At 51.6% G+C, this 20,771-nt stretch carries 16 protein-coding genes, 1 pseudogene, 1 CRISPR repeat array and 1 riboswitch; of the genes and pseudogenes, 3 read left to right on the top strand and 14 right to left on the bottom strand.

Annotation, left to right across the window (positions count from 1 at the left end; genetic code table 11):
• Window positions 1-215: 215 nt before the first annotated feature.
• From FG166_RS04415 to FG166_RS04385, 7 genes are all read right to left on the bottom strand, one after another.
• Window positions 216-704 (bottom strand): helix-turn-helix domain-containing protein, encoded by a 489-nt coding sequence (locus tag FG166_RS04415; RefSeq protein ID WP_003681784.1) that lies wholly within the window; start codon window positions 702-704, stop codon window positions 216-218.
• A 306-nt stretch (window positions 705-1,010) separates the two neighbouring features.
• Entirely contained in the window at window positions 1,011-1,448 is a 438-nt protein-coding gene (gene dtd, locus FG166_RS04410) for a D-aminoacyl-tRNA deacylase (protein WP_003681786.1), read from the bottom strand.
• 9 nt (window positions 1,449-1,457) lie between these two features.
• Window positions 1,458-3,692: a RelA/SpoT family protein gene (locus FG166_RS04405; RefSeq protein WP_003681788.1), complete on the bottom strand. Its 2,235-nt coding sequence runs from the start codon at window positions 3,690-3,692 to the stop codon at window positions 1,458-1,460.
• 15 nt (window positions 3,693-3,707) lie between these two features.
• Complete coding sequence (locus FG166_RS04400; RefSeq protein ID WP_003681789.1) at window positions 3,708-4,049, bottom strand: hypothetical protein; 342 nt, start codon at window positions 4,047-4,049, stop codon at window positions 3,708-3,710.
• A gap of 59 nt (window positions 4,050-4,108) precedes the next feature.
• Complete coding sequence (locus FG166_RS04395) at window positions 4,109-4,858, bottom strand: 16S rRNA (uracil(1498)-N(3))-methyltransferase (protein ID WP_003681790.1); 750 nt, start codon at window positions 4,856-4,858, stop codon at window positions 4,109-4,111.
• A complete protein-coding gene (gene prmA, locus FG166_RS04390) occupies window positions 4,858-5,820 on the bottom strand; it encodes a 50S ribosomal protein L11 methyltransferase (protein WP_003681791.1) in 963 nt (320 codons plus the stop codon). The genes FG166_RS04395 and prmA overlap by 1 nt, the downstream gene beginning before the upstream one ends.
• A 55-nt stretch (window positions 5,821-5,875) precedes the next feature.
• Window positions 5,876-6,169, bottom strand: coding sequence for a hypothetical protein (locus FG166_RS04385; RefSeq protein ID WP_031274857.1), 294 nt, complete (start codon window positions 6,167-6,169; stop codon window positions 5,876-5,878).
• 592 nt (window positions 6,170-6,761) lie between these two features.
• Between FG166_RS04385 and FG166_RS04380 the strand changes: the two genes are divergently transcribed.
• Window positions 6,762-7,715, top strand: coding sequence for an L-lactate dehydrogenase (locus tag FG166_RS04380; protein ID WP_035430779.1), 954 nt, complete (start codon window positions 6,762-6,764; stop codon window positions 7,713-7,715).
• Between the two features lie 186 nt (window positions 7,716-7,901).
• On the opposite strand, the gene FG166_RS04375 is transcribed toward FG166_RS04380, so the two are convergent.
• Window positions 7,902-8,540 carry a hypothetical protein gene (locus FG166_RS04375; RefSeq protein WP_262350966.1) on the bottom strand — a complete coding sequence of 213 codons (639 nt, stop codon included), beginning with the start codon at window positions 8,538-8,540 and terminating at the stop codon, window positions 7,902-7,904.
• 257 nt (window positions 8,541-8,797) lie between these two features.
• On the opposite strand from FG166_RS04375, the gene FG166_RS04370 reads away from it, so the two are divergent.
• Window positions 8,798-9,028 (top strand): AbrB/MazE/SpoVT family DNA-binding domain-containing protein, encoded by a 231-nt coding sequence (locus FG166_RS04370; protein ID WP_003681801.1) that lies wholly within the window; start codon window positions 8,798-8,800, stop codon window positions 9,026-9,028.
• A gap of 124 nt (window positions 9,029-9,152) precedes the next feature.
• Here FG166_RS04370 and FG166_RS09565 read toward each other — a convergent pair.
• The 6 genes and pseudogenes from FG166_RS09565 to FG166_RS04335 all read right to left on the bottom strand — a co-directional run bounded on the left by FG166_RS09565 (window position 9,153) and on the right by FG166_RS04335 (window position 19,540).
• A pseudogene (locus tag FG166_RS09565) lies at window positions 9,153-9,992 on the bottom strand (alpha/beta hydrolase).
• Between the two features lie 334 nt (window positions 9,993-10,326).
• A CRISPR array of direct repeats spans window positions 10,327-11,088; the repeat unit is 36 nt; unit sequence GTACTCGGAACTACTGATCTGACACTCATCCAAGAC.
• Window positions 11,089-11,116: 28 nt separating this feature from the next.
• Entirely contained in the window at window positions 11,117-11,788 is a 672-nt protein-coding gene (gene csn2, locus FG166_RS04355; RefSeq protein ID WP_003681807.1) for a type II-A CRISPR-associated protein Csn2, read from the bottom strand.
• Window positions 11,785-12,090, bottom strand: a complete 306-nt coding sequence (cas2, locus tag FG166_RS04350; RefSeq protein ID WP_021816721.1) for a CRISPR-associated endonuclease Cas2 — start codon at window positions 12,088-12,090, stop codon at window positions 11,785-11,787. The genes csn2 and cas2 overlap by 4 nt, the downstream gene beginning before the upstream one ends.
• Complete coding sequence (gene cas1, locus FG166_RS04345) at window positions 12,068-12,973, bottom strand: type II CRISPR-associated endonuclease Cas1 (RefSeq protein WP_003681811.1); 906 nt, start codon at window positions 12,971-12,973, stop codon at window positions 12,068-12,070. Before cas1 ends, cas2 begins: the two co-directional genes overlap by 23 nt.
• A 207-nt stretch (window positions 12,974-13,180) precedes the next feature.
• Window positions 13,181-17,317, bottom strand: coding sequence for a type II CRISPR RNA-guided endonuclease Cas9 (cas9, locus tag FG166_RS04340; RefSeq protein WP_035430781.1), 4,137 nt, complete (start codon window positions 17,315-17,317; stop codon window positions 13,181-13,183).
• 264 nt (window positions 17,318-17,581) lie between these two features.
• Window positions 17,582-19,540 (bottom strand): membrane protein, encoded by a 1,959-nt coding sequence (locus FG166_RS04335; RefSeq protein ID WP_035430815.1) that lies wholly within the window; start codon window positions 19,538-19,540, stop codon window positions 17,582-17,584.
• A 173-nt stretch (window positions 19,541-19,713) separates the two neighbouring features.
• Window positions 19,714-19,814, top strand: a riboswitch (TPP riboswitch).
• A 180-nt stretch (window positions 19,815-19,994) separates the two neighbouring features.
• Between FG166_RS04335 and thiM the strand changes: the two genes are divergently transcribed.
• Complete coding sequence (gene thiM / locus FG166_RS04330; RefSeq protein WP_003681818.1) at window positions 19,995-20,759, top strand: hydroxyethylthiazole kinase; 765 nt, start codon at window positions 19,995-19,997, stop codon at window positions 20,757-20,759.
• Window positions 20,760-20,771: the final 12 nt, after the last annotated feature.

Here is a 20,771-nt window from a genome sequence, read left to right as displayed (position 1 = left end):
GGACAGTAACGGGTCCTACCGGAAAAGCAGCCCTGCGACCACTTTTCAACACTCCGAGCTCATCTTCGCGGGGTTAACCGTCCGCCTTTGCACTTACGGCGGTCACTGAAAACGGCGCTGCTCGCTACTCTTCTCATCAACGTGAACATTAGATTTAAATTAAATTATGATTAGTATAAAGAGGGGCGCCCCACTTGTCAACCACCAATACCAACTTATTTTTCCCTGGTCAAACTCTTTAAGACCGCGATCGTTGTCGCGACCTCCTCTGGTGACCATCTGGTGAGACGTTGGTCAAAGAACTTGCTTTCCTGGCGGTGCAACTCGGCGTGAAGGACGGCCATTCTTTCCCCGGCCGGCGTCACCGTCAGTTGGTAGGCCTTCTGGTCGTATTCCGGGTGCTCCTTGACCAAGAGCCCTAGCTCGGCCAGCCGGTTGGTGTAACGCGACACCAGGCTCTGGGAGTACAAGACCTCGGCTTGAACTTCCTGGTAGGCAATCCCCCGTTTGCCAGCGGCGGCAACCAAGTCGAGGAGCTCTAATTCGGCGTGGTTAAAGTGGTTCGAACGTAGCCGTTGCCAAACCGGCTCCGGCAACACCTCCCGGTAGCGCTCGGCCATTTCCCGTTGGGCCGTCACCTGCCACTTGGTATCGGCCTCGCGCAGCCGGTGTATCAATTTGCGAATCGTTTGGTAATCGGTCATCGAAAGTCCCCTTAAAATCACTTGTAATATATATTGACATTATAACACGTCAGGTTTATATCACGCGTAATTAATGTGGCTAAGTTGACGAAATGTTGTTCAGGAACGCAATTGCAGTAGCTGACTTTAGGTTTTGACAGCCAACGAATCCCTTTAGAAGCAAAATAGCTGGAGATCGGCGTCTTAACAACGTCATCTCCAGCTATTTTTTCGATATTTAGTTGAGTCACACTCACTTAATAACGTGCTCCCAACCACGGGCCTAGTAGCTAAGTACGGCCCGTCGAGAAGGTTGGTCGCACTCACTTACTTCTCATACCAAATCGTCACCGGCCCATCGTTGACCAGGGCCACCTGCATATCGGCGCCGAACTGCCCGGTCGCCACCGGGATCCCGGTGGCGGCCAGTTTTTCGTTAAAGCGCTGGTAGAGGGGTTCGGCTAAGGATGGTTTGGCGGCGTTGGAAAAGCCCGGCCGGTTGCCGTGCTTAACGTCGGCGTACAGGGTAAACTGCGAGACCGACAAGATAGCGCCGTCAACGTCCTTTAAGCCCAGGTTCATCTTGCCCGGTTCGCTCTCAAAGACCCGCAGGTTGGTAATCTTGTGGACCATGTAATCGAGCGTCTCTTCGGTGTCATCGGGACCAAAGCCGACCAACAGCAAGTAGCCCTGACCAATTTGGCCGACGACTTGCCCTTCGATGGTGACGCTTGCTTCCTTAACCCGTTGCAATACTACACGCATAAACTCCTCCTAGTGAATGACCCGCTTGACCACGTACACGTCCGGCAGGTTCTTTAACGAATCCATGATCAACTGGAGGTGCTGGAAGTTGCGCACCCCGACGGTCGCCGAGATGGTGGCCATCTTGTTGTGGTCGATCCGACCGTTGATCGACGTCAAGTAGCGGGTGTTGTTGTTAATCGCCCGGATGATGTCATTGAGCAGGCCGTTGCGGTTGTAGCCCTCAACTTCAATATCGGCGTTGTAGTTGGTCTTGTCGCCGGCTGGGTTCGCCCAGTAAACGGAGACGACCCGCTGGCCGCTCTTTTCGGCCGCCTTGATGTTGGGGCAGTCGGCCCGGTGCACCGAGACCCCGCGGCCCTTGGTGATGTAGCCGACGATGGCGTCGCCCGGCACCGGTGAGCAACAGTGCGACAGGCGGGTCAAGAGGTTGTCGACCCCTTCGACGACCACCCCTTCGGAAGACTTAGCGACCTTCTGGCGGGTCGGCGGCTCCTGTTCTAGGGTCTTGTGCCCTTCCAGAATTGCCTTTTGGGCGGCGTTTTGCTTCTCTTCTTCCTTGTGCTTACGGATGTCTTCGGTAAACCGGTTCCGCAGGCCGATCGGGGCGATGTCGCCAAAGCCCAGGGCGGCGTACATGTCGTCGGCGGTCTTGTAGTGGAGCTTGCCGGCGATCTCTTCTTCCTTATCGCTGACCATTAACTCGGCTGGCTCGTAGCCGGCGTCCCTGAGCTGTTGTTCCATGATCCGGCGCCCCTCGATCACGTTTTCCTCGCGGTCGTGGGTGCGGAAGAACTGGCGGATCTTGTTGCGGGCCCGCCGGGTGGAGACCAGGTCCATCCAGTCGCGGCTCGGCCCAGCCGATGACGACGAGGTTAAAATGTCGACGATGTCACCGTTTTTGATCTCGTAGTTGAGCGGTATGATCCGACCATTGACCTTGGCCCCGGTGGTGTGGTTCCCAACTTCGGTGTGAATTTGGTAGGCCATGTCTAACGGTCCGGCGCCCTTCGGCATTTCGATGGCGTCGCCCTTCGGCGTAAAGGCGTAAACCTTATCGGCGAAGACGTCGGATTGGATCCCCTGCATGAACTCGTCGGTACCGTTAGACTCGCTCCGCAACTCGAGGATTTCCTTGACCACGTTGAGCTTCTTGGAATCCTGGCTGGCTTGATCGACCCCGTTGGTCTTGCCCTCCTTGTAGGCCCAGTGGGCGGCGACCCCGTATTCGGCGACCTCGTGCATTTGGTGGGTCCGGATCTGGATTTCCAGCGGCCGGCCCTCGGGCCCAATCACGGTGGTGTGCAGGGATTGGTAGCCGTTAGCCTTTGGCATGGCGATGTAGTCCTTAAACCGGCCCGGCATCGGGGTCCAGGAAGTGTGGATCGCCCCTAATACGGCGTAGCAATCCTTAATCGAATCGACGACCACCCGGATCGCCAGCAGGTCGTAAATCTGGGAGAACTGCTTGTGCTGGGTGACCATCTTGCGGTAGACAGAGTAGATGTGCTTGGGGCGCCCGTAGATTTCAACGTTGGGGCCGAGGTCGAGGTCGGCGATCGCCGTTTTCACGACCTTGATAGCGGCGCTGATGTAGTCAATCCGCTGGTCGCGCCGGGAGTTCATCAAGTGGACGATCCGGTAGTACTGTTGCGGGTTTAAGTAGCGCAACGATAGGTCTTCTAGCTCCCATTTGATGGTTGAAATCCCCAGCCGGTCGGCAATCGGGGCGTAGATTTCCAGCGTTTCGTTGGAGATGCGCCGTTGCTTATCCGGGCGCAAGTGCTTTAAGGTCCGCATGTTGTGCAGGCGGTCGGCCAACTTGACGATCATCACCCGGATGTCCTTGCTCATGGCGAGCAACAACTTCCGGTGGGTTTCGGCCATCTGTTCCTTGTTGGACTTGTAGTGGATCTTGGAGATCTTGGTGTCGCCGTCGACGATCATGGCAATCGTCGGCCCGAACAGTTCCTTGATGTCATCCAAAGTGGCGCCGGTATCCTCCACCAAATCATGCATGTAGCCGGCACACACCGTTTCCGGGTCCATCTTTAATTCGGCCAGGATTCCGGCGACTTGGATTGGATGAATGATGTAGGGTTCACCGGACTTGCGAACCTGGCCCTGGTGGGCAACGGCTGCGAAGTGGTAGGCCCGCTCCACTAGGGCCACGTGCTCCTCATTCATGTACTTGGCAACCATGTTTTTGACGTCTTCGTGCGTTAATTCCTTTGTCTGCGACATCAAGCCACCCCCCTTTTACTTGTTCCGATTAGCTCGCACCATTGACCACGCTAGGTAGGCCACCGCCAGGTACGCCGGTGCAAAATACAGGCTGTACTTGGGTCCAAACAGGTGGGCCGCCAGCAGAAAACTGACCGGGAAGACAAAGGCTTGCCAACACCGGCGCCGGTTTTGAAGGGTGAACCCAGTCCAAATTGCAAAGGCCCCGTACAAGAGCAGGTAGAAAACGGCGAAGCGCTCCACCTTGTTGATAAACGGTACGATGTTAACTAACCAGGTCACGACAAACCCGATCAAGATGCTCAGGACCCACAAACGACGGTCGGCCCGCTGCCATAAACTCTTCAAACTCTTCATCCCTTACGATTGATTGTTAGTATTCTTATTTTAGCACAAACCACGGTTGGATTTAGCGGCTAATGTTCGGCTAATTCAAAATGGTAGGAAACGGCCGCCATTAAATAGAGCGGCGCCGTTTCGGTCCGTAAGATTCGCGGCCCCAAGCCGCAGGCCACCACGCCCGCAGCCGTCATCGTTTCGACCTCGGTTTCGGTCAAGCCGCCCTCGGGACCAAAGATGGCCAACAGGCTTTGCCCCGGCGTCACCTGGTCAAAGACGGTTGCCAGGGCCGCCCGTTCGCCCTGCTTAGCCGACTCTTCCCAGGCGACCACTCGGTGATCGAACGAAAAGACAGTTAACAAACTTTTGAGGTCCTTGACGTAGGATACTTCGGGAATCTGGTCGCGGTGCGACTGTTCGGCCGCCGCGTTGGTGATCTTTTGCAGGCGCTCGACCTTCTTGCCCTGGCGCTGGTCGTTCCAGTGGCTCACCGAGCGGGCACTTTCAAAGAAGATGATCCGCTTGGCGCCCAGCTCGGTCGCCTTTTGCACGATCAGTTCCGGCTTTTCCTTGGTCTTGGGCAGACCACAGGCGAGTGTCACTTTGATCGGTAGTTCGCTGTCGCCGCCGAGGTCTTGTTCGACCTTGACTTCGGCCGTCGCCGGGTCCAAGAGGGTCGCTAAGTAGGCGTGGTGGTCGGCCAAAACCAGTTCGACTTGGGTGCCGGCCGCGGCCCGCATCACCGTAATCAGGTGGTGGCTCACGTCGTCAGGGAGGTTCAAGCGGCGGTGGGCCGGCAGTGCTTGGTCAACAAAGTAGCGTTGCATTAGGCTTCCTCCGGTGCTGGCTTGTGGGCGATGATCCCGTACCAATCCTTGATCCGCATCGTTTCGTCAACCACAAAGCCCTGCGCTTCGATGGCTTTCTTGACCGTTTCAAACTTGGTGTTGATGATCCCGGAGGTCAAGAACTTGCCGCCCGGCTTGAGGTTCTCAAAGGCTTGTGGCACTAATGGCAGGATGATTTCGGCCAGGATGTTGGCGACCACCAGATCGACCTGGGTGTGAATGCCGTCCAACAGTGAGTTAACCCCTGTGTGAACGTCTTTAGCGATCGGGTTGAGCGCTAGGTTCTTTTTGGCCGACTTAACGGCCACGTCATCGATGTCGTAGGCCCAGACTTCGCCGGCGCCCAGTTGCTTCGCCGCAATCGACAAGACCCCGGAGCCGGTTCCGACGTCGATCATCGATTCACCGCCACGTAGGGCGATCGTTAACGCTTGGAGCATCAGCTGGGTGGTCGGGTGGGTCCCGGTCCCAAAGGCCATTCCCGGGTCCAAGACGAGCAGCTTTTCATCGGCCGTCGCCGGGGTGTATTCCTCCCACTGCGGTACGATCGTCAGCTCACGGGTGACGCGGACCGGGTGGTAGTACTTTTGCCAGGCCGTCGCCCAGTCCTGGTTATCGATTTCTTCGGCAGCGACCCTGGCCGGGGCCGGGTTGAGGCCGAAGTCGGCTAACTTGGCCACCCGCTGGCGGATGTCGGCGATTTTTTCGGGCACGAAGGTCGTGGGCGGGTAGTAGCCGGTCACGGCCGCCCCCTCCTCGCGGTGTGGTAAGGTGCTCGGGTCGACAATTTCGCCGTAGGGCCCGTACTTACCGGGCTTGAGCTTTTGGTAGTCGGCCGCGTCGTCGATCTTGACCCCGGTCGCCCCGGTGTCGGTCAAAATGTAGGAAACCGCGTCGACGGCTTCGGTGCTGGTTTCCACCACAATGGCTGTCCAATTCATATTATTGATTCATTCCTTCCTGAAAGAAAGGGCGCCCCCGCGGACGCCCCTTTTCTTATTCTTCTTCGCCGGTGTGAACCCGCGTCGCCTCTTTGGCTTCCCGCTTTTCTAAGTGGTGGGCCAGGTAGGCCAACATGTCATCTTCGGTCTTGAAGATCCGCGGGTGGTGTTGGTGATGCATCCGGACGTCGATTTCGTTAATCTTTACCCGCCCCGTCCAGGTGTGGGAGTAGCGAATGATTACCCGATTGTTGAGCCGGTGCTTGCCGAACCGGAAAACGTAAACGTGCTCCGGCGACATCATTGGCCGGATGTATTCTTTCTTATAAGTAAGATCGTGTTCGCGCATGAATTGCTTGGTGCGATTTAGCATGGTAATCACCTCCTTATCATCGGACCCGTCGTGGGCTTTTTCGTCTTTAATGGACCTATTTTAACACACAGCGCCCTGCTTGCCAAAGGTCTAGGCAAGGGATTAAGAAATCTCAAGTTTTTTAATGGAGTGGCCAATCACCTCCCCAGCAAGTCGGCTGTACTTAGGCACTAGGCCTGCGGTGATTGACCACGTTTGCTGTCTAACATTCGCCCACCTAACTTCCCTAAGGATTGGTTAAGTTCACCCCTTCTTCAAATTCGCCGTGCTATAATCGGTGACCAACTTTAAAAGGAGGAGTTCAAAAATGGGCCTAATTATCCTGCTAATCTGTTTATGGATTATGTGGAAACTATTGAAGATGTCCTTTTGGTTATTGGGGCTTTTGATCACTATTGCACTGATCATCTTCGCCGTTAAAATCCTTATTATTCCCGGTCTGATCCTAATCTTCCTAATTTTTGCGGGAAGTTTTTTCACAAATTAGCCATTTATTGAGCAAACATGCTATAATGGCAAGCGACCGATAATTTATCGTGGTTAAGAGATTTTTAAGGAGTGAATTACTGTGTCTAAGACTCATCAAAAAGTTGTTTTAATCGGTGACGGAGCCGTTGGTTCTAGTTACGCTTTTGCCATGGTTCAACAAGGGTTGGCCCAAGAATTTGCCATCATTGACTTGAACAAGAAGCGCACGGAAGGGGACGCCCTCGACCTCGAAGACGCTACCCCGTTCACGGCCCCAAAGCTGGTTTACGGCGCCGATTACGACACGTGCAAGGACGCCGACCTGGTTGTGATCACGGCCGGTGCCCCACAAAAGCCGGGTGAAACCCGTCTGGACCTCGTTGACAAGAACTTGAAGATCATCAAGTCCGTTGTTGAACCGGTTGTTAAGTCTGGTTTCCAAGGGATCTTCTTAGTCGCTGCTAACCCAGTTGACATCTTAACTTACGCCGTACAAAAGTTCTCCGGCTTCCCACGCAACAAGGTGGTTGGTTCCGGGACCTCCCTGGACTCCGCTCGTCTGCGGGTTGGTTTGTCCAAGCTGTTCAACGTTAGCCCGGTTGACGTGAACGCCAACATGATGGCTGAACACGGTGACACGGAATTTGCCGCCTTCTCCTCTGCAACGATCGGTGGTTTACCACTGTACGATCTGGCAGAAGCCAAGGGCATTTCCAAGGACGACCTTTACAAGTTAGAAGACGATGTTCGTAACAAGGCTTACGCCATCATCAACTCCAAGGGTGCGACCTTCTACGGTGTGGCCACTGCCCTGATGCGGATTTCCCGTGCCATCCTGCGCGACGAAAACGCCGTCTTGCCAGTTGGTGCCCCAATGAGCGGCGAATACGGCTTAAAGGACATCTACATTGGTACCCCGGCCGTGATCAACGCTAACGGGATCGCCGAAGTCCTCGAAGTTCCGCTGGACGAACGCGAAGCCAAGGCGATGGCCGACTCCGCTAAGACCCTGAAAGAAATCGCTAAGAACGGGATGGCTAAGATTCAAGGCTAAGGTCAGAGTGTGAAATGACCTCCTTGGCAGGTCGTATGACTAAGTCAGGGCGAACGGTTGGTGCGCAACGCACCGTTCTTCGTCCTGCTTAGACACTAGGCCTGCGGTTATTTCACAGGTTTCCCGTTTAACATTAAAAAAAGCAACGCCCCGACTTTCCTAGTTGAAAGTGTGGGCGTTGTTTTTTCATCTAAAACTGTGCAAATACTCCGGCTGCGGGTGCAAGAAGGTGCCCGCCGTAAAGCCACAGTAGTTGATGATTTGGATGATCGCCAGCGGCCAGAGGTCGATCGCCGTGTCGGCGTTAAGCAAGTAGCGCAGGTAAAGCACGGTGCTGATCCCGATCGAAACCAGGGCAACGCCGATCATCCGGCGGTCCAATAAGGCGACGAGGGCTAGCATCACCATCACGAAGTAGGAGTAACGGTCGTGCATCGACGGCAAGAACATCGTGCGGGTCCAAAAGCTCCAGGTCGCCACCACCAAGAAACGTTGCGGGGTCAAGTCCAGGCGGCGCAGATACCAAAAGCCGGCCAAGAGAATCAGGCAGGTCAAAACCATTAGCCCCCGCTTGAGCAGTTCGTAGTGGTCGAGGACCGCCGTCGGAAAGGCCAGTTGCAAGAACTTGGGGAAGTTGGCGATGTTTAAGGCCAACTCTTTGTAATCACTGGTTTGGCCGGCGTAGATGGTCAACGGCGTCAGGAGGCTGCGGCCGGCCAAGAAACCCGGTAGGTTCATGGCGTACACGGTCACCGGGACCCAACCGAACTGGTACCAGTGGCGGTAGTCGTGCCGGGCCCAGTAGACGTAGTTAAACCGCAGCACCCTGACGTTTGGCAAAATCCCCAAAATAGAGACACGACAAATCTAAAATTTGGCGCAATGGCCAATTACTCATCCTCAACAAACCACGTTAGCACTGGGGTTCTAGGCTACCGCCCCCATTCTTTGCGCAAATCTAAAAATTTGTCGGGTGTCGTTTCCTGGGTACCGGCAAAATTAAACACGGTAGATCCTTTTGAATGCATTTTCCACCACTTTAGCGCATACTAAACGTACCCTAAAAAGCGAGGAGGCAGACCATGAAACTAAAAGTCCAACAGGTTGGCGACTCATTGGCGTTCGTCATTCCAAAGGAGTTTGGCATCCCTGACGGTCAATGTTACACGGTAGAACAGACCGCTGACGGTACGATCATTTTCCGCCCCATTCCCCCTTCCCTCTTTAAGGAGAATGGTTTTCAAGGAAACGAACTACGCCAAAAGGATGTTAGTTTGGAAGACGGGGTGCTAGATAGCGAGTGGAGCGACTAGCAATCCGAATGGTAATTCCAACTTCAACTCAAGCCACCTTTTCAATAGATACTAAGACGAAAGCGCCCAGATTACGTAATGCAATCTGGGCGCTTGGTGTTTACATACGGAAGGTTTGCGCTTCCTAGTTTTCCGCCCAGTACTTGGTCTGGGCCTTGAAGAATTCGGTGCGTAAAAAGTCGTGGGCCACTTTCGTAACGTCGGCGTGCGGGGCCACTTGGTCAAAGCCATGGTAGCAACCATCAAAGACCTTGCAAGCAACGGGGATCCCGGCGCGTTCGAGGCGCTTAGCGTACAAACAGGTTTCATCTAAAAAGGGGTCGAGGTCGCCAACGTAAGTAATCGCCGGCGGCAGGCCCGCCAAGTCAGTGGCCCGGCCGGGGGCGGCGTAAATTGGAATCTTGTCGAGCAGCAAGTCGCCTAAGTAGAGGTCCCAGGCTGCCTGATTAACCCGGGAGTTCCACACCGGAGCATTGTTATTCTTGGCCGAAGCTAACACCAGCCGGTCGTCGAGCATCGGATAGATTGGGATTTACCAGTCAATCTTAACGTCCCCTTGGTCGCGGGCCCATAGGCAGACGGCCGCCGTTAAGCCCCCACCCGCCGAATCGCCGCCGACCACCAACTGGTTGGGGTTAACCCCGAACCTCGTGGCGTTATCCCTTAGCCACGTCAAGGCTAGGTAACAGTCGTCTAGGGCCGCCGGATACGGTGCCAACGCCGAGGTGGTGTAATCCGGCGCCACCATCACGGACCGTCCGTCAGCCACCAACTGTTCAGCATAAACCAAGGCATTTTCGGCGGTTTCCAAGGCGTAGCCTCCCCCGTGCAACCAGAGGATCCCGGTGGCCGGGCGCTTGGTAGCAACTTGCTTGGCCCGGAAAATAGCCAGCCGAAGCTTGCTATGGTCAGGGCGTTCAATCCAAACGTCTTGTTTGATCACCCGCCGCGAGTGAATGGGCATTTTCGCCTTCGCCGTTATTCGTCCCATTCGTTGCAGGCGTGCGGGCTGGCCATCAGGTTGATTGCGTACCCCACCTTGCCGATTCGGCGCAGTTCGGGGCGAATCCGTTCGGGATCAATTTGCATGGCAAACACTTCCAATCATTTTGGCCCTATCCTAGCACATCGCCCACTAAAGTTCCCGTCAGATTACCAACGTGAAAACATTTACCTTTCCCTCATCACTTCTAAAAAAGGCATTGCTAAAAACAGCAACGCCCTTAGTCTATAATTCTAAGACTACTGATCTGACACTCATCCAAGACATGCCATCCCACACAGTCAGGCGTGAGCTTGTACTCGGAACTACTGATCTGACACTCATCCAAGACTAATCAGCTTTGACCTTTCAACTGACGTGTGTACTCGGAACTACTGATCTGACACTCATCCAAGACCACTGCTTGAGTGTTTCCTGATTTAAGGGTGTACTCGGAACTACTGATCTGACACTCATCCAAGACAGCTGAAGAAGCAATCGGCTACGACACCATGTACTCGGAACTACTGATCTGACACTCATCCAAGACTGTATCGATGTAATAGTCAGGATTCTGTTCGTACTCGGAACTACTGATCTGACACTCATCCAAGACTTGCTTCTTCAGTGTCGGCTTCATAGTGTGGTACTCGGAACTACTGATCTGACACTCATCCAAGACCGAACCGACCCTTCGTAAGTGGGAAAACGAGTACTCGGAACTACTGATCTGACACTCATCCAAGACAGTGGTTATGTAAGGCTTTAGAGATGAAGTGTACTCGGAACTACTGATCTGACACTCATCCAAGACGGGACGAATACCAATCCAACAGCGACACAGGTACTCGGAACTACTGATCTGACACTCATCCAAGACCCAGCTAACGGCGCTGGTTAACTCACAAGCGTACTCGGAACTACTGATCTGACACTCATCCAAGACTTTAGTCGGGCGTCTGGCCCGCGACCCAGAGTACTCGGAACTACTGATCTGACACTCATCCAAGACCTGTTTCCCTGCCGCTAACTTCAGGTAGTGGTACTCGGAACTACTGATCTGACACTCATCCAAGACCGTTATTTTCTCATCAAAAACTAACGATCTATTCGTGCCAGTCCACGAAGTCCCGATCAATCCGGTAAATATCCTGTTTGAGTTGTTGTAGAGTTTCTCTCTTTTCTGAGAATTCCACTAATAAAACTGCCAATTCGGTTTTCTCAACAAGAGTAGCGAATTCCTGTATCTGCTCAGGCAATAAGTAATTAGCGACATTACAATACCCAAGAACCTGACAGTCTTTTAATTCGAGATGTAATTTTAGATCGGTTTCAATTATACCATAAGGTTGCCTTATTACTTGCGTCAAATATTTAATTTTCGCATATTTGTATAATCTCAAGAGGCTCTCGTCATACCGCACCTCCAACGGTAAGTCGAATTCGAACAAAGAATCTTGCATCTCTGAGAACACCTCACGAGCAAGGTCATTCATCCGATCTCGTTTCTGAATGCTAAGATTTTTGACAATCATCTTATCAAGTGCTGTTTGGTAGCTATCAAGCTTGGTTGGATTAAGAACAAGGTCTCCTTCCCACTTCATTACCTTACTCAAATTAAGCTCTTGGTACTCATCGTCAATCATCCTTAAGCAATCATTATATCCCTGCAACCCCTGAATTAATTCGGTGTTGACGCTTGGGTTCTCTATTTGCAAAATCACTACTTTTCCAGGCATCAGTTCAACTGGTTGATGGCCATGGTATTGCAATTTCATAGTACAATCGTCCTCTTTGATGAATTTCTAACTTCTTTAACCTCATCACCAAGCAAGAAATGCATGTCACTGTATTGCTTTTCCGTTAACATTAACGATTGGATGACTCCTTGGTCTGGTAAATAATCCTTAAGCCTTCTCTCCAAAAACTCAGCCGCACTCCTTGTCGTACATACACGAACGTAAACAGAGTACTGGATCATAATAAATCCTTCATTTAATAGCTTCTTGCGGAACTGACGATACTGCTTTCGTTGCTGACTAGTGTCCGTGGGCAAATCAAACATGACCATCAAGCGCATGATTCGGTACCTCATCTTTAAACTCCACCTTTACTTCAATTTCATCCCGCTCACCACTCAAGTAATCAAGACATTCCCGCACATACTGCCTCACTGCATTTTGAGTCAGCATTTCAATCCCGTTATACTTGATCACCGTATGCATTGCATCTACTAAGCCAACTCGGACTTGACGATTGAATTCCGCAAATTTCTGTCCTGTAACCCAGTAGTCGATCACTGGTCGAAATGGTTCCATCAAATCTGAACCCAAATTAAACCTGTTTTCTCGATTTTGATGATGGATTCCTAGTTCCATCAGATAGCCATTTTCCGTAATCGATTGGTTTGTCTCCGCTAATAAAACCGCATATCCATAATCCAGAGCGGCGTTGTATTGATTCTCCTGTCGTCGGCTAAAATCTTTTCCGAACAGCAATGGGAAATACTTTCGAGCAACCACAGCCTCACGGTTAGAAATATCATTTACTTCAATGGCTTCTAACTCACTTTCTAGTTCTTGAACCGGGCATCCATTAAGCCGGGCCACCTTTATTTGGCTCTCGATTTTGGCGTGGGCAATCCTAGTCCAAAGTTGTTCCCTTCGCTCCAAGGGCCATAAGAATTGGCGTTCCAACAATTCATAATCCCTCGCTACTGGCTGATAACCAACCGTCTCCCCAATCGGTTGGTACTTTCGATCGACAAAGATTACTTTAATGTTCCGTTGTAGGCATGCACTCATGAAATCTGAAGAGATCATCGCCTGAGTTGTTTCAACTAGTACTTTTGCAATGTCATCCATCGGAATTTCATTAATCCCATCTTTAGTCTGCACAACCATCATATGAGCAGAGTGGGTAATCTTTGCATGTTGACCAATGATTATTGAACGCCATCCCATTTTTAAAATTCCTCCTTGTCAAATTCAACCGAATTCCATATAATATAACTTGTCGGGTAGCTCCCGACATTCGAGACTACTGATCTAACACTCATAGTCAAGATCAAACGAGTGGTTTTCCACGAGTTATTACTTTTGAGCCATGTTATTCTGGCCATACATATAATAAAAAGGAGTCGATTTAATCGGCTCCTTTTTACTTTACTCTTAAATGTCTTTCAAACAAATGCGACGTTCAAACAAACCGGTTGGTGACTGGTATACGATCATTGCATCTTCACTTAAATTCAGTCCACCTGAACTCTGGAAAAACCCAAAGGTTGATAATCCTAATACTTTCAAATCACCTTGTGCAGCATTGGCATGTAGACCCATCAGTAAGTTCGTAATGACTTCTGTCTTCCCTACTTGCGTTTTCTTAGCACCCTCATACTCTGATTCCGTTGGTAACGATACAAACTTATCTCGAGCCTTCGTTACCTTTTGACGATTACTACGTTGGTCAAAGATAGTAAAGTAATGGTTCATTTGATTAACAATTTCATCAAAAACCCTAACAAGTTGTTCATCCGCAGTTGCCGGATTTTCTTTCACAAATTTAAAATCATCTGCAATTATTTCCATCGATTCTTTAGAAAGAACTAGCTGAGTTGCCGGATGCTGATAAGTATCACTAGCTAGGGTAAATTTGCAGTCACCATCAACTATCAACTGACTATACGAAACATGTGGAACTACAATCTCAAAATCTTTCTTTACCTTCGGATTAGATTTAATGATTCGATGTAATTCTTGGTTATATGATTCACTGCCCGGTTTCCCAACTCGTTTTAAACCGACCGCCGATGTTGTTGGAACCCCAATCACCTTATACTTAGGTTTGTTTCCAGTAAACTTAATGATCGTCATGAAAGCTGACGTTCCATTCGTATAAGCACCATACAAATCAACAGGTCGATTTTTCTTGATCTCAATTGGTGAAGTGAGCTTACCAGATTCCTTTGCTGTTACAATCGTTGCTCCATACAGTTGGTCACTCCGGTCGTGAACTTCCTTCGATACCAGCATATACTTCATGTTCAATAATCGATCAAAGCTCTTGGCTACTTCATCCCTTGTCGTAATCAGCTCACCAGTTTGTTGATCGACAACCTTACCTTGGCTCTTGTCGCCTTCCATCAATTCATGGAAGAAGTTAAAGTTACGTAGCTTCAGATCTGACCCATGCTTGAACTTCATGTACTCACCGTATACGAAGAAGGAGCGTAATTTCGGATAACGGCGGTTCAAATATTGCCCAGCAAACGTTGTCAGGTAAGCATCAACTGCGTGGTGATAGTCGTTTACTTCACGAACCTTTGGTAAATCGAATTCCTCGCGTAATTGCTTAGTTAAACCAGCCCGAGTCTCAATGATGTCCGTCCCGGCTTCTTGGTACATACTACCCAAGATGTTAGCCGTCAACTTGATAACTTGGCGTGTTTCAACTAATTGGCGCTTCACGAATCCAAGTGACCGATACTTAATATTTTGATCAACGTCCATCGTTAGGTTTTCAAACTTCCGTTGCGTGATCAATCCCTGCTTCAAAAGTTGGTTCCAGTATGGTTTCATCTTGGCTGCGTAAAGCTTAGCTGGCACCCGGTCAGACTTCTTATTATTCTCCGCCCGACTTACTAACACCCGATTATCTAAGGAATCATCCTTCACGAAGGATTGTGGCAAAATGTGGTCAATATCATACTTGGTAGAAATTTCATCGAAGTTGATTGGATCACCGGTGTACATATCCTTACCACCTTGGGTGAAGTAGAAGTAATAACGATCGGAAAGATCCGGTGCCTTCTCCAATTCCTCAGTCAAGCTCGTATCCTTAACTAATTCATGGGCCTGATCTTCAAATAATTTCTGCAATTGAGTACGCCGGCTCCGGGTTATTTCTCCCTTGTTGCCTTCATTACGGGCAAATTCAATTGAAATCGACTTTGGTGCATTCCCGACCGCTTTAACAATATCTTCCACCACCCGAACAACTTGCCAGATGGCCTTCTTGTTCTGCGGTGAAGTATAGGCGTCATCCAGAACGCTCTCGACCCGCTCCCGCAAAGTCATCCCATCATTGGTGATGGCCTTTTGGTTCAGTTGGTCAATCTGTTCTTTAAAGACAGGCTGGTTGACAATCTGCATGAAGTTTTGATCAGTATTCCACATCAGATCAATGATCCGTTGGCCGTTCTCGTCAACGATTCCCGTCAGTAGCTTCTTGGATAAACGTCCCCAGCCCTTATACCGTTTCTTAACAAGGGCAGAACGTTGCTCATCCGTCAGCCATTCCACTTCAGTTAACTTGTCCGCAAAAATTTCCCCATCTTCAAAGACGGAACGCCACTCGATAATGTTTTCGAGATCCATTTGATAACGGTTATCATCAACCTTGTCACCCATAATTGACTTTAGATCAAGGTAGGTTGCCAAATTTGAATTGAACTTCTTCGGATCGGATAAACCTTCAACACTTGGCTTGTTAACTCCTCGTGTCTTCGCCATCACTAGGCTGGCCACGTCACCTGCCTTCACCGTCTTTTTCTTCTTGAAGAGCTCAGTGTAAATATCTTGTTTAATTCCGACTGATAGGCGGCGTCCATTCACTCGAACGTTGTTTAGTTCGTTTAAGACGTTGTACTTTTGGTATAGCAAGCTGTTAGCAGGCAGGACATCCTCGTTTAATAGATACGTATCCTTAACCGTCATCCGCTTGATAAAGGCTTCAGCTGATTCAGCACGGTCAATCTTATCCCACAGGTTCCAAGGGGTAATCTCCCCATCTTCTTTCCGCTTTGCCCAAGCAAACTTAGCGCCAGATGTCGCCTTTTGAACCTCAGGCGTTACTAGCGGTCCAACATAGTAAGGAATCCGGAAGGAAACTAGCTGATCAAGTTCATACTTCGCTTGGTGACGATCACGTTCACCAGTGGCTGGGTTTTCCGTTGCTAGCCACGGGTAGTACTTAGCTTGCTTTTCAATAATCCGGTCCAATTCTTGTTGGTGCATTTGGTGTGGGATGACCCCATTGGCTGATGTCCGTTGCTTTGGTAAGAAATCACCTGCCTTGAGTAACTCATCGATTTCTTTCCAATTTTCCTTTTTGGATAAAATCTTCTTGAGTCCCTTTTCAAGGTCAAAGCCCTTTTCCTTTGGCACTTGCCCAATGTATTTGTTATACACTTGGTCAAACTCTTTCCGCGCGCTAGCTGGTTGGGTCGCCAAGTATTCCTTAACTTCCGCTAATTGACGTTCGTGCGTCCAATAACGATCCATCATCGATTCAGAAATCGACATCCCATTTGGCACGATTGCATTCAGCATGATCTGCGAGAACAGGCTAGTGATTTCCGTTAAGATATCATTTTGAGCATCACTCAATTCTTCCCGGAATTTTTCAATCTCGTCCTCACTGGTTTCAGAACTTAAATCGATCTTCCATTCGTTGCCATTCGCCATCGCTACCGTTGCAAAGTCCGCCTTGTAGCCAAGAACTAACTTACTCATCGCCGTTGCAATTTGCTTGTTGCGCTTGGTCTCCTCTTTGTCAGCGACCTTCACCTCTAACAATTTGGCAACCGCTTTTTGGCGGTCCAACTTACGCATCTTCGTATCTAGCAACAGTTGTCCAATTTTTTCAACCTTGCTAGGCTCAATCGTGAATGAACCTTCGCCGTTTTGAAGCTCCTCGTAGGCTTCGTTCAAAACGTTAAAGGATTTGTCAAAATCGATTCTCCCCACTTTGAACTTATCAACGCTAGCGTTATTTAAGAAGTGACCCCGGTACTTCACGATGTGGTGAACGGCCAGGTAAACTTCCCGCAGATCGAATTGGCGATCTTCGTTAATCATGGCCTCCCGTAACTTGTAGATGTTCGTTACTGGGTAGTGGGCGCGTTGCTCAACTGGCAATTCATCGCGCATCTTAATCAGTGTTGGGTAACCACGCTCATTCTTCTTCAGTAGATCCGGAAATAAGAGCTTACCAATGAAGGCTTGATTCTTCGCTGGATCTTCCGGGTGGATATTTGATTGCTTCAGACGGCGTAAGAAATTTTCATCCACTTCTTGTAAGTGCGGGGCAAAAATTTTATCTAAGTAGTGCAAGCGCCATTTTCGCCGCTTCAACCGCCGCCGCGTTGTCCGGAAGGTTCGACGTTCTGCAGCCGTCTTCCCTTCTTCAAACAACCGCACCCCGATTGCCGTCTTCCCCTTGATACGCATCAGTTTAAATTGGCTATCCGTTACCGCCCAGCCAATTGAGCTTGTCCCAATGTCCAAGCCAATGTGATACTCTTTCACGTAATCCACTCCTTAATATCGTAGTCAAGATAGATTATAGCAAACGCAATCGCTTTCAGTAGTTATTTTGATAAATTTGAACGAAGGATCAGCGACTATTTCGCGACCTCTTTTTGCGTTTGCCGACTAACTCCATAGTATCCCACCCCTCGGACATATTCTGTCGCCCGCCCAAAAATCCCTCCTAATTCCAAATTTTCTCCTCTTCCCACCCAAAAACCCCAGCCCTCGGTTTCCCGAACGGCTGGGGTTTTCTAATTCTATTTAATTGGCGGAGCGAACGTCACGGAACCAGTAGATCAATGACGTGTCCCAGTGGACCGTTCCCTGGTCGTCCATCGGGTACGGCGCCATCCGGTAGTACGGGACGTGGGCGATGTCAACGTCTTGGCCCACGGCGGTTTGGTTCTTGATCACGAACTGGTAGGTACCGGCTGGCACGTTCCCTTGGTAATCGTACTCGTCGGCGTGGCGCTTGAAGACGTATTCGTCACCAGTTTTTAGTTCTACCAGGGTCACCGTAACGTGTGACTTGGCGTGGATCTGCACGGAGACGTCACTGGCTGCCCCGTTGATCTTGACGACCTGGCTGATTTGCTTGCCCGGCGCCAGGTCAACCGGCTTGGCCCCGTACTGGGTCGATAGCTGGGAGCGTTGGGCGGCCACCGTAACGGTTTGGCCGCTGGAGTTAACGCCGAGGTTGGTCATCGCCCCGACCAGGACCGCCACCGTACCGAGGGCAAAGACGGACCCGACTTGCTTAGGCGTGATCGGTTGGTCGTCAGCGGCCGGCAGGAGGGTCACCAACAGCCAGCTCAGCGGCACCAGCACCTCGCCGTAGCGCTCTTCGACTTCCCACAGCAAGACGTGGAAGGCCAAATAGCCCAGCGCCGTTAGGATCACCAGCAGGGCAACTTGTCCGTTGGCCGAGGCCAGGGTCATCTTGGTCGCCAAGAGCCGCTTAATCACGAAGCCAAACAACAGGCAGGTCGCCAGTTGGTAGGAAATTGCCACGAGCCCGGTGAAGACCGGGGCGGCCTTGAGGTAGCTCCGCGGTGCCTCTTGCATCCCGCCGTTATACCAGTGGAAGATGTTGCCGGCGTTGGTTAGCACCATCAGCTTGGCTAGCCAGAGCTTGATTAAACCGACGTTTTGCTTGGCCAGACGCTGTTTAATCACCTGGAGGTTGTGGGCGTTGCGGGCCGCCTTGGTCTTGAGCTTAACGTTGGCCACGGCGTCCTTGGTGTTGTAGACCCCGTTGCTCTTCTCGTTAAGCCCCATCGCCACCCACTGGGTCAGCGGGAACTCGTAGTCGGTCTGGCGGGTGAAGTGGACCGCCTTGTCCAGGGTGCTGGAGAGCGGAAAGGACAGGGCGACGCCGAGCGTAATTAAGAGCATTGGCACTAGTAGTTGGCTTTGTTTAAAGCGGTGGCGCCCCCATAAAATCAGGGCTGTCAACAGCATCGCCGGGATAATCACGATCATGTTGGCCTTGGTTAACTGACCCAGCATGGCCAGGAGCACCAAGAGGGCCCCACTAAGGCTCTTTTGCCACCAATTACGGCGCCGCCACAAGACCAGCGTCCGCAACAAATACAAGAGGACGAACATCACCGGCAGGTCGGTGTAAAAGACCTGCAGGTAGTAGGTGTAGGCAAAGGGGGTCAGGACCCCGAAGGCTAAGATGCCCAAGACGAGGTGCTTTTTCTTGCTGACCCGCCAGGCGGTGTCGATGCCGAGCAGGACCATCCCGTCCAGCATCAGCATCGACAAGAGGTGGACGCCGCGGTTGACGCCCATCCCCATTTCCATCGTCAGCTTGAGCCAGCGCGACAGGAGGTAGGCGATCGGCACATTTTGCGGGTAGCGCCAGAAGTAGGTAATCTTCCAGCTGGTGTGGCCGACCGCCATCCGGGTCGCCTGGTCGAGGACCCGGAGCGGGTCGTGGTAAACCGTCACTGGCAACCACTTTAAGACCGCCATCTGCAAGAGCACCATTACCGCCATGCCGACCCCAACGAGCAGGGTGACTTGGCGGTTGGTCACCCGGTCAATTACGGGGGCTAGCTTAGGCAGGCCCCACCAGCCCAGTAGGGTTAGCGGCACCAAGATTAGGGAGGTGACCCAGTTTTGCGAGAAGGTAAAGTTAGACACCAGGCCCCCCACCAGGCAGGCAACCAGGATCCAGGCCAGCCCGCGGCTCACTCGCCGGGCCCCGGTCACCGGTCCCACCCCGGTTTCGTCATCAATCGCTTGTGCATTTTATCAACTCCACTTTCAATTTTCAGCAATATTATAAGGGTGCAGCGCATGCTTTGACCATAAATAATTATAGCTTAGTTCAAAGTTAAGAATGCACTATGTTTTCTGACTGATCCCCGCTATAATGGAGGGGTAATAGTTGCTAGGGGTGTCGGACCACCGACTGAGACGCCAATTGGCGGACCCTTTGAACCTGGGAGTTTGGACTCGCGGAGGGAAGCAACGGTCGGCGAAATGGGCCACCGGGATTCCCCCCGGTGGCCTTTTCTTTTGTCGCTAACGTGCTCACCAACCGCAGGCCTAGTGTCTAAGTACGGGCAAAGAACACCGCCAAGGCGCTAACCATTTTCCCTAGCTTAGTCATACGGCCTGCTAAATTGGTTGGTGACCACTCACTTAAATTAAGGAGAAAAGCATGCAAAACGCAATCGCAACCATCAAGGGAACCAACCCGATCGTCTTGACCGTCGCCAATAACGTTACCCCCGCCGACGTCGCCAACGGTCTCAACGCCCTGGGCGCCTCGCCGATGATGTCGCAAACGCCGGAGGAAGCCGACGACATGGTCAACATCGCCCAAGCCGCCGCCATCAACCTGGGAACGCTCAACCCCCACCAGCGCGGCGAAATGGAGGCGGTAATGGAAGCGGCCAAGAAGTACCACAAGCCGACCGTCTTGGACCCGGTCGCTTGCGGCGCCACCATGTACCGGCTCCGGGTGGTCACCGAACTGCTCCACCAGTACCACTTCACCGTCATCCGCGGCAACGCCGGTGAAATCGCCACCTTAGCCGGGGTCGAATGGCAAAGCCACGGGATTGACGCCGGCGAGGGCAACGCCGACCTCGAGAAGGTGGCCCGGCTGGCGGCCAAAAAGCTCGGCTCGGTGATCGTCTTATCCGGCGAAGTCGACATCGTCACTGACGGCACCCGCCTGGCCCGCTTGCCGTACGGTTCCCCGGCCTTTAAGACCCACGTTGGGACCGGCGACATGCTTTCGAGTTTGATCGGCGCCTTCTTGGCCACTAACGACGACGCCTTTGACGCGGCCGTTGACGCCGTGACCACCTTCACCCTCTGCGGCCAAGCCGTCGAAGACCAGCGACCGGGCAACTGGTACCCGGGACTGTTAAACAACCTCGACGCCGTCACCGATCAGCAGCTCGCCTCTTGGCAATAAGCATTTGGAAAG

This window comes from Limosilactobacillus fermentum (assembly GCF_013394085.1).
Lineage (GTDB): Bacteria > Bacillota > Bacilli > Lactobacillales > Lactobacillaceae > Limosilactobacillus > Limosilactobacillus fermentum.
The sequence above is the reverse complement of the archived record's forward strand: the minus strand, read 5'-3'. Positions and strand labels throughout refer to the sequence as shown.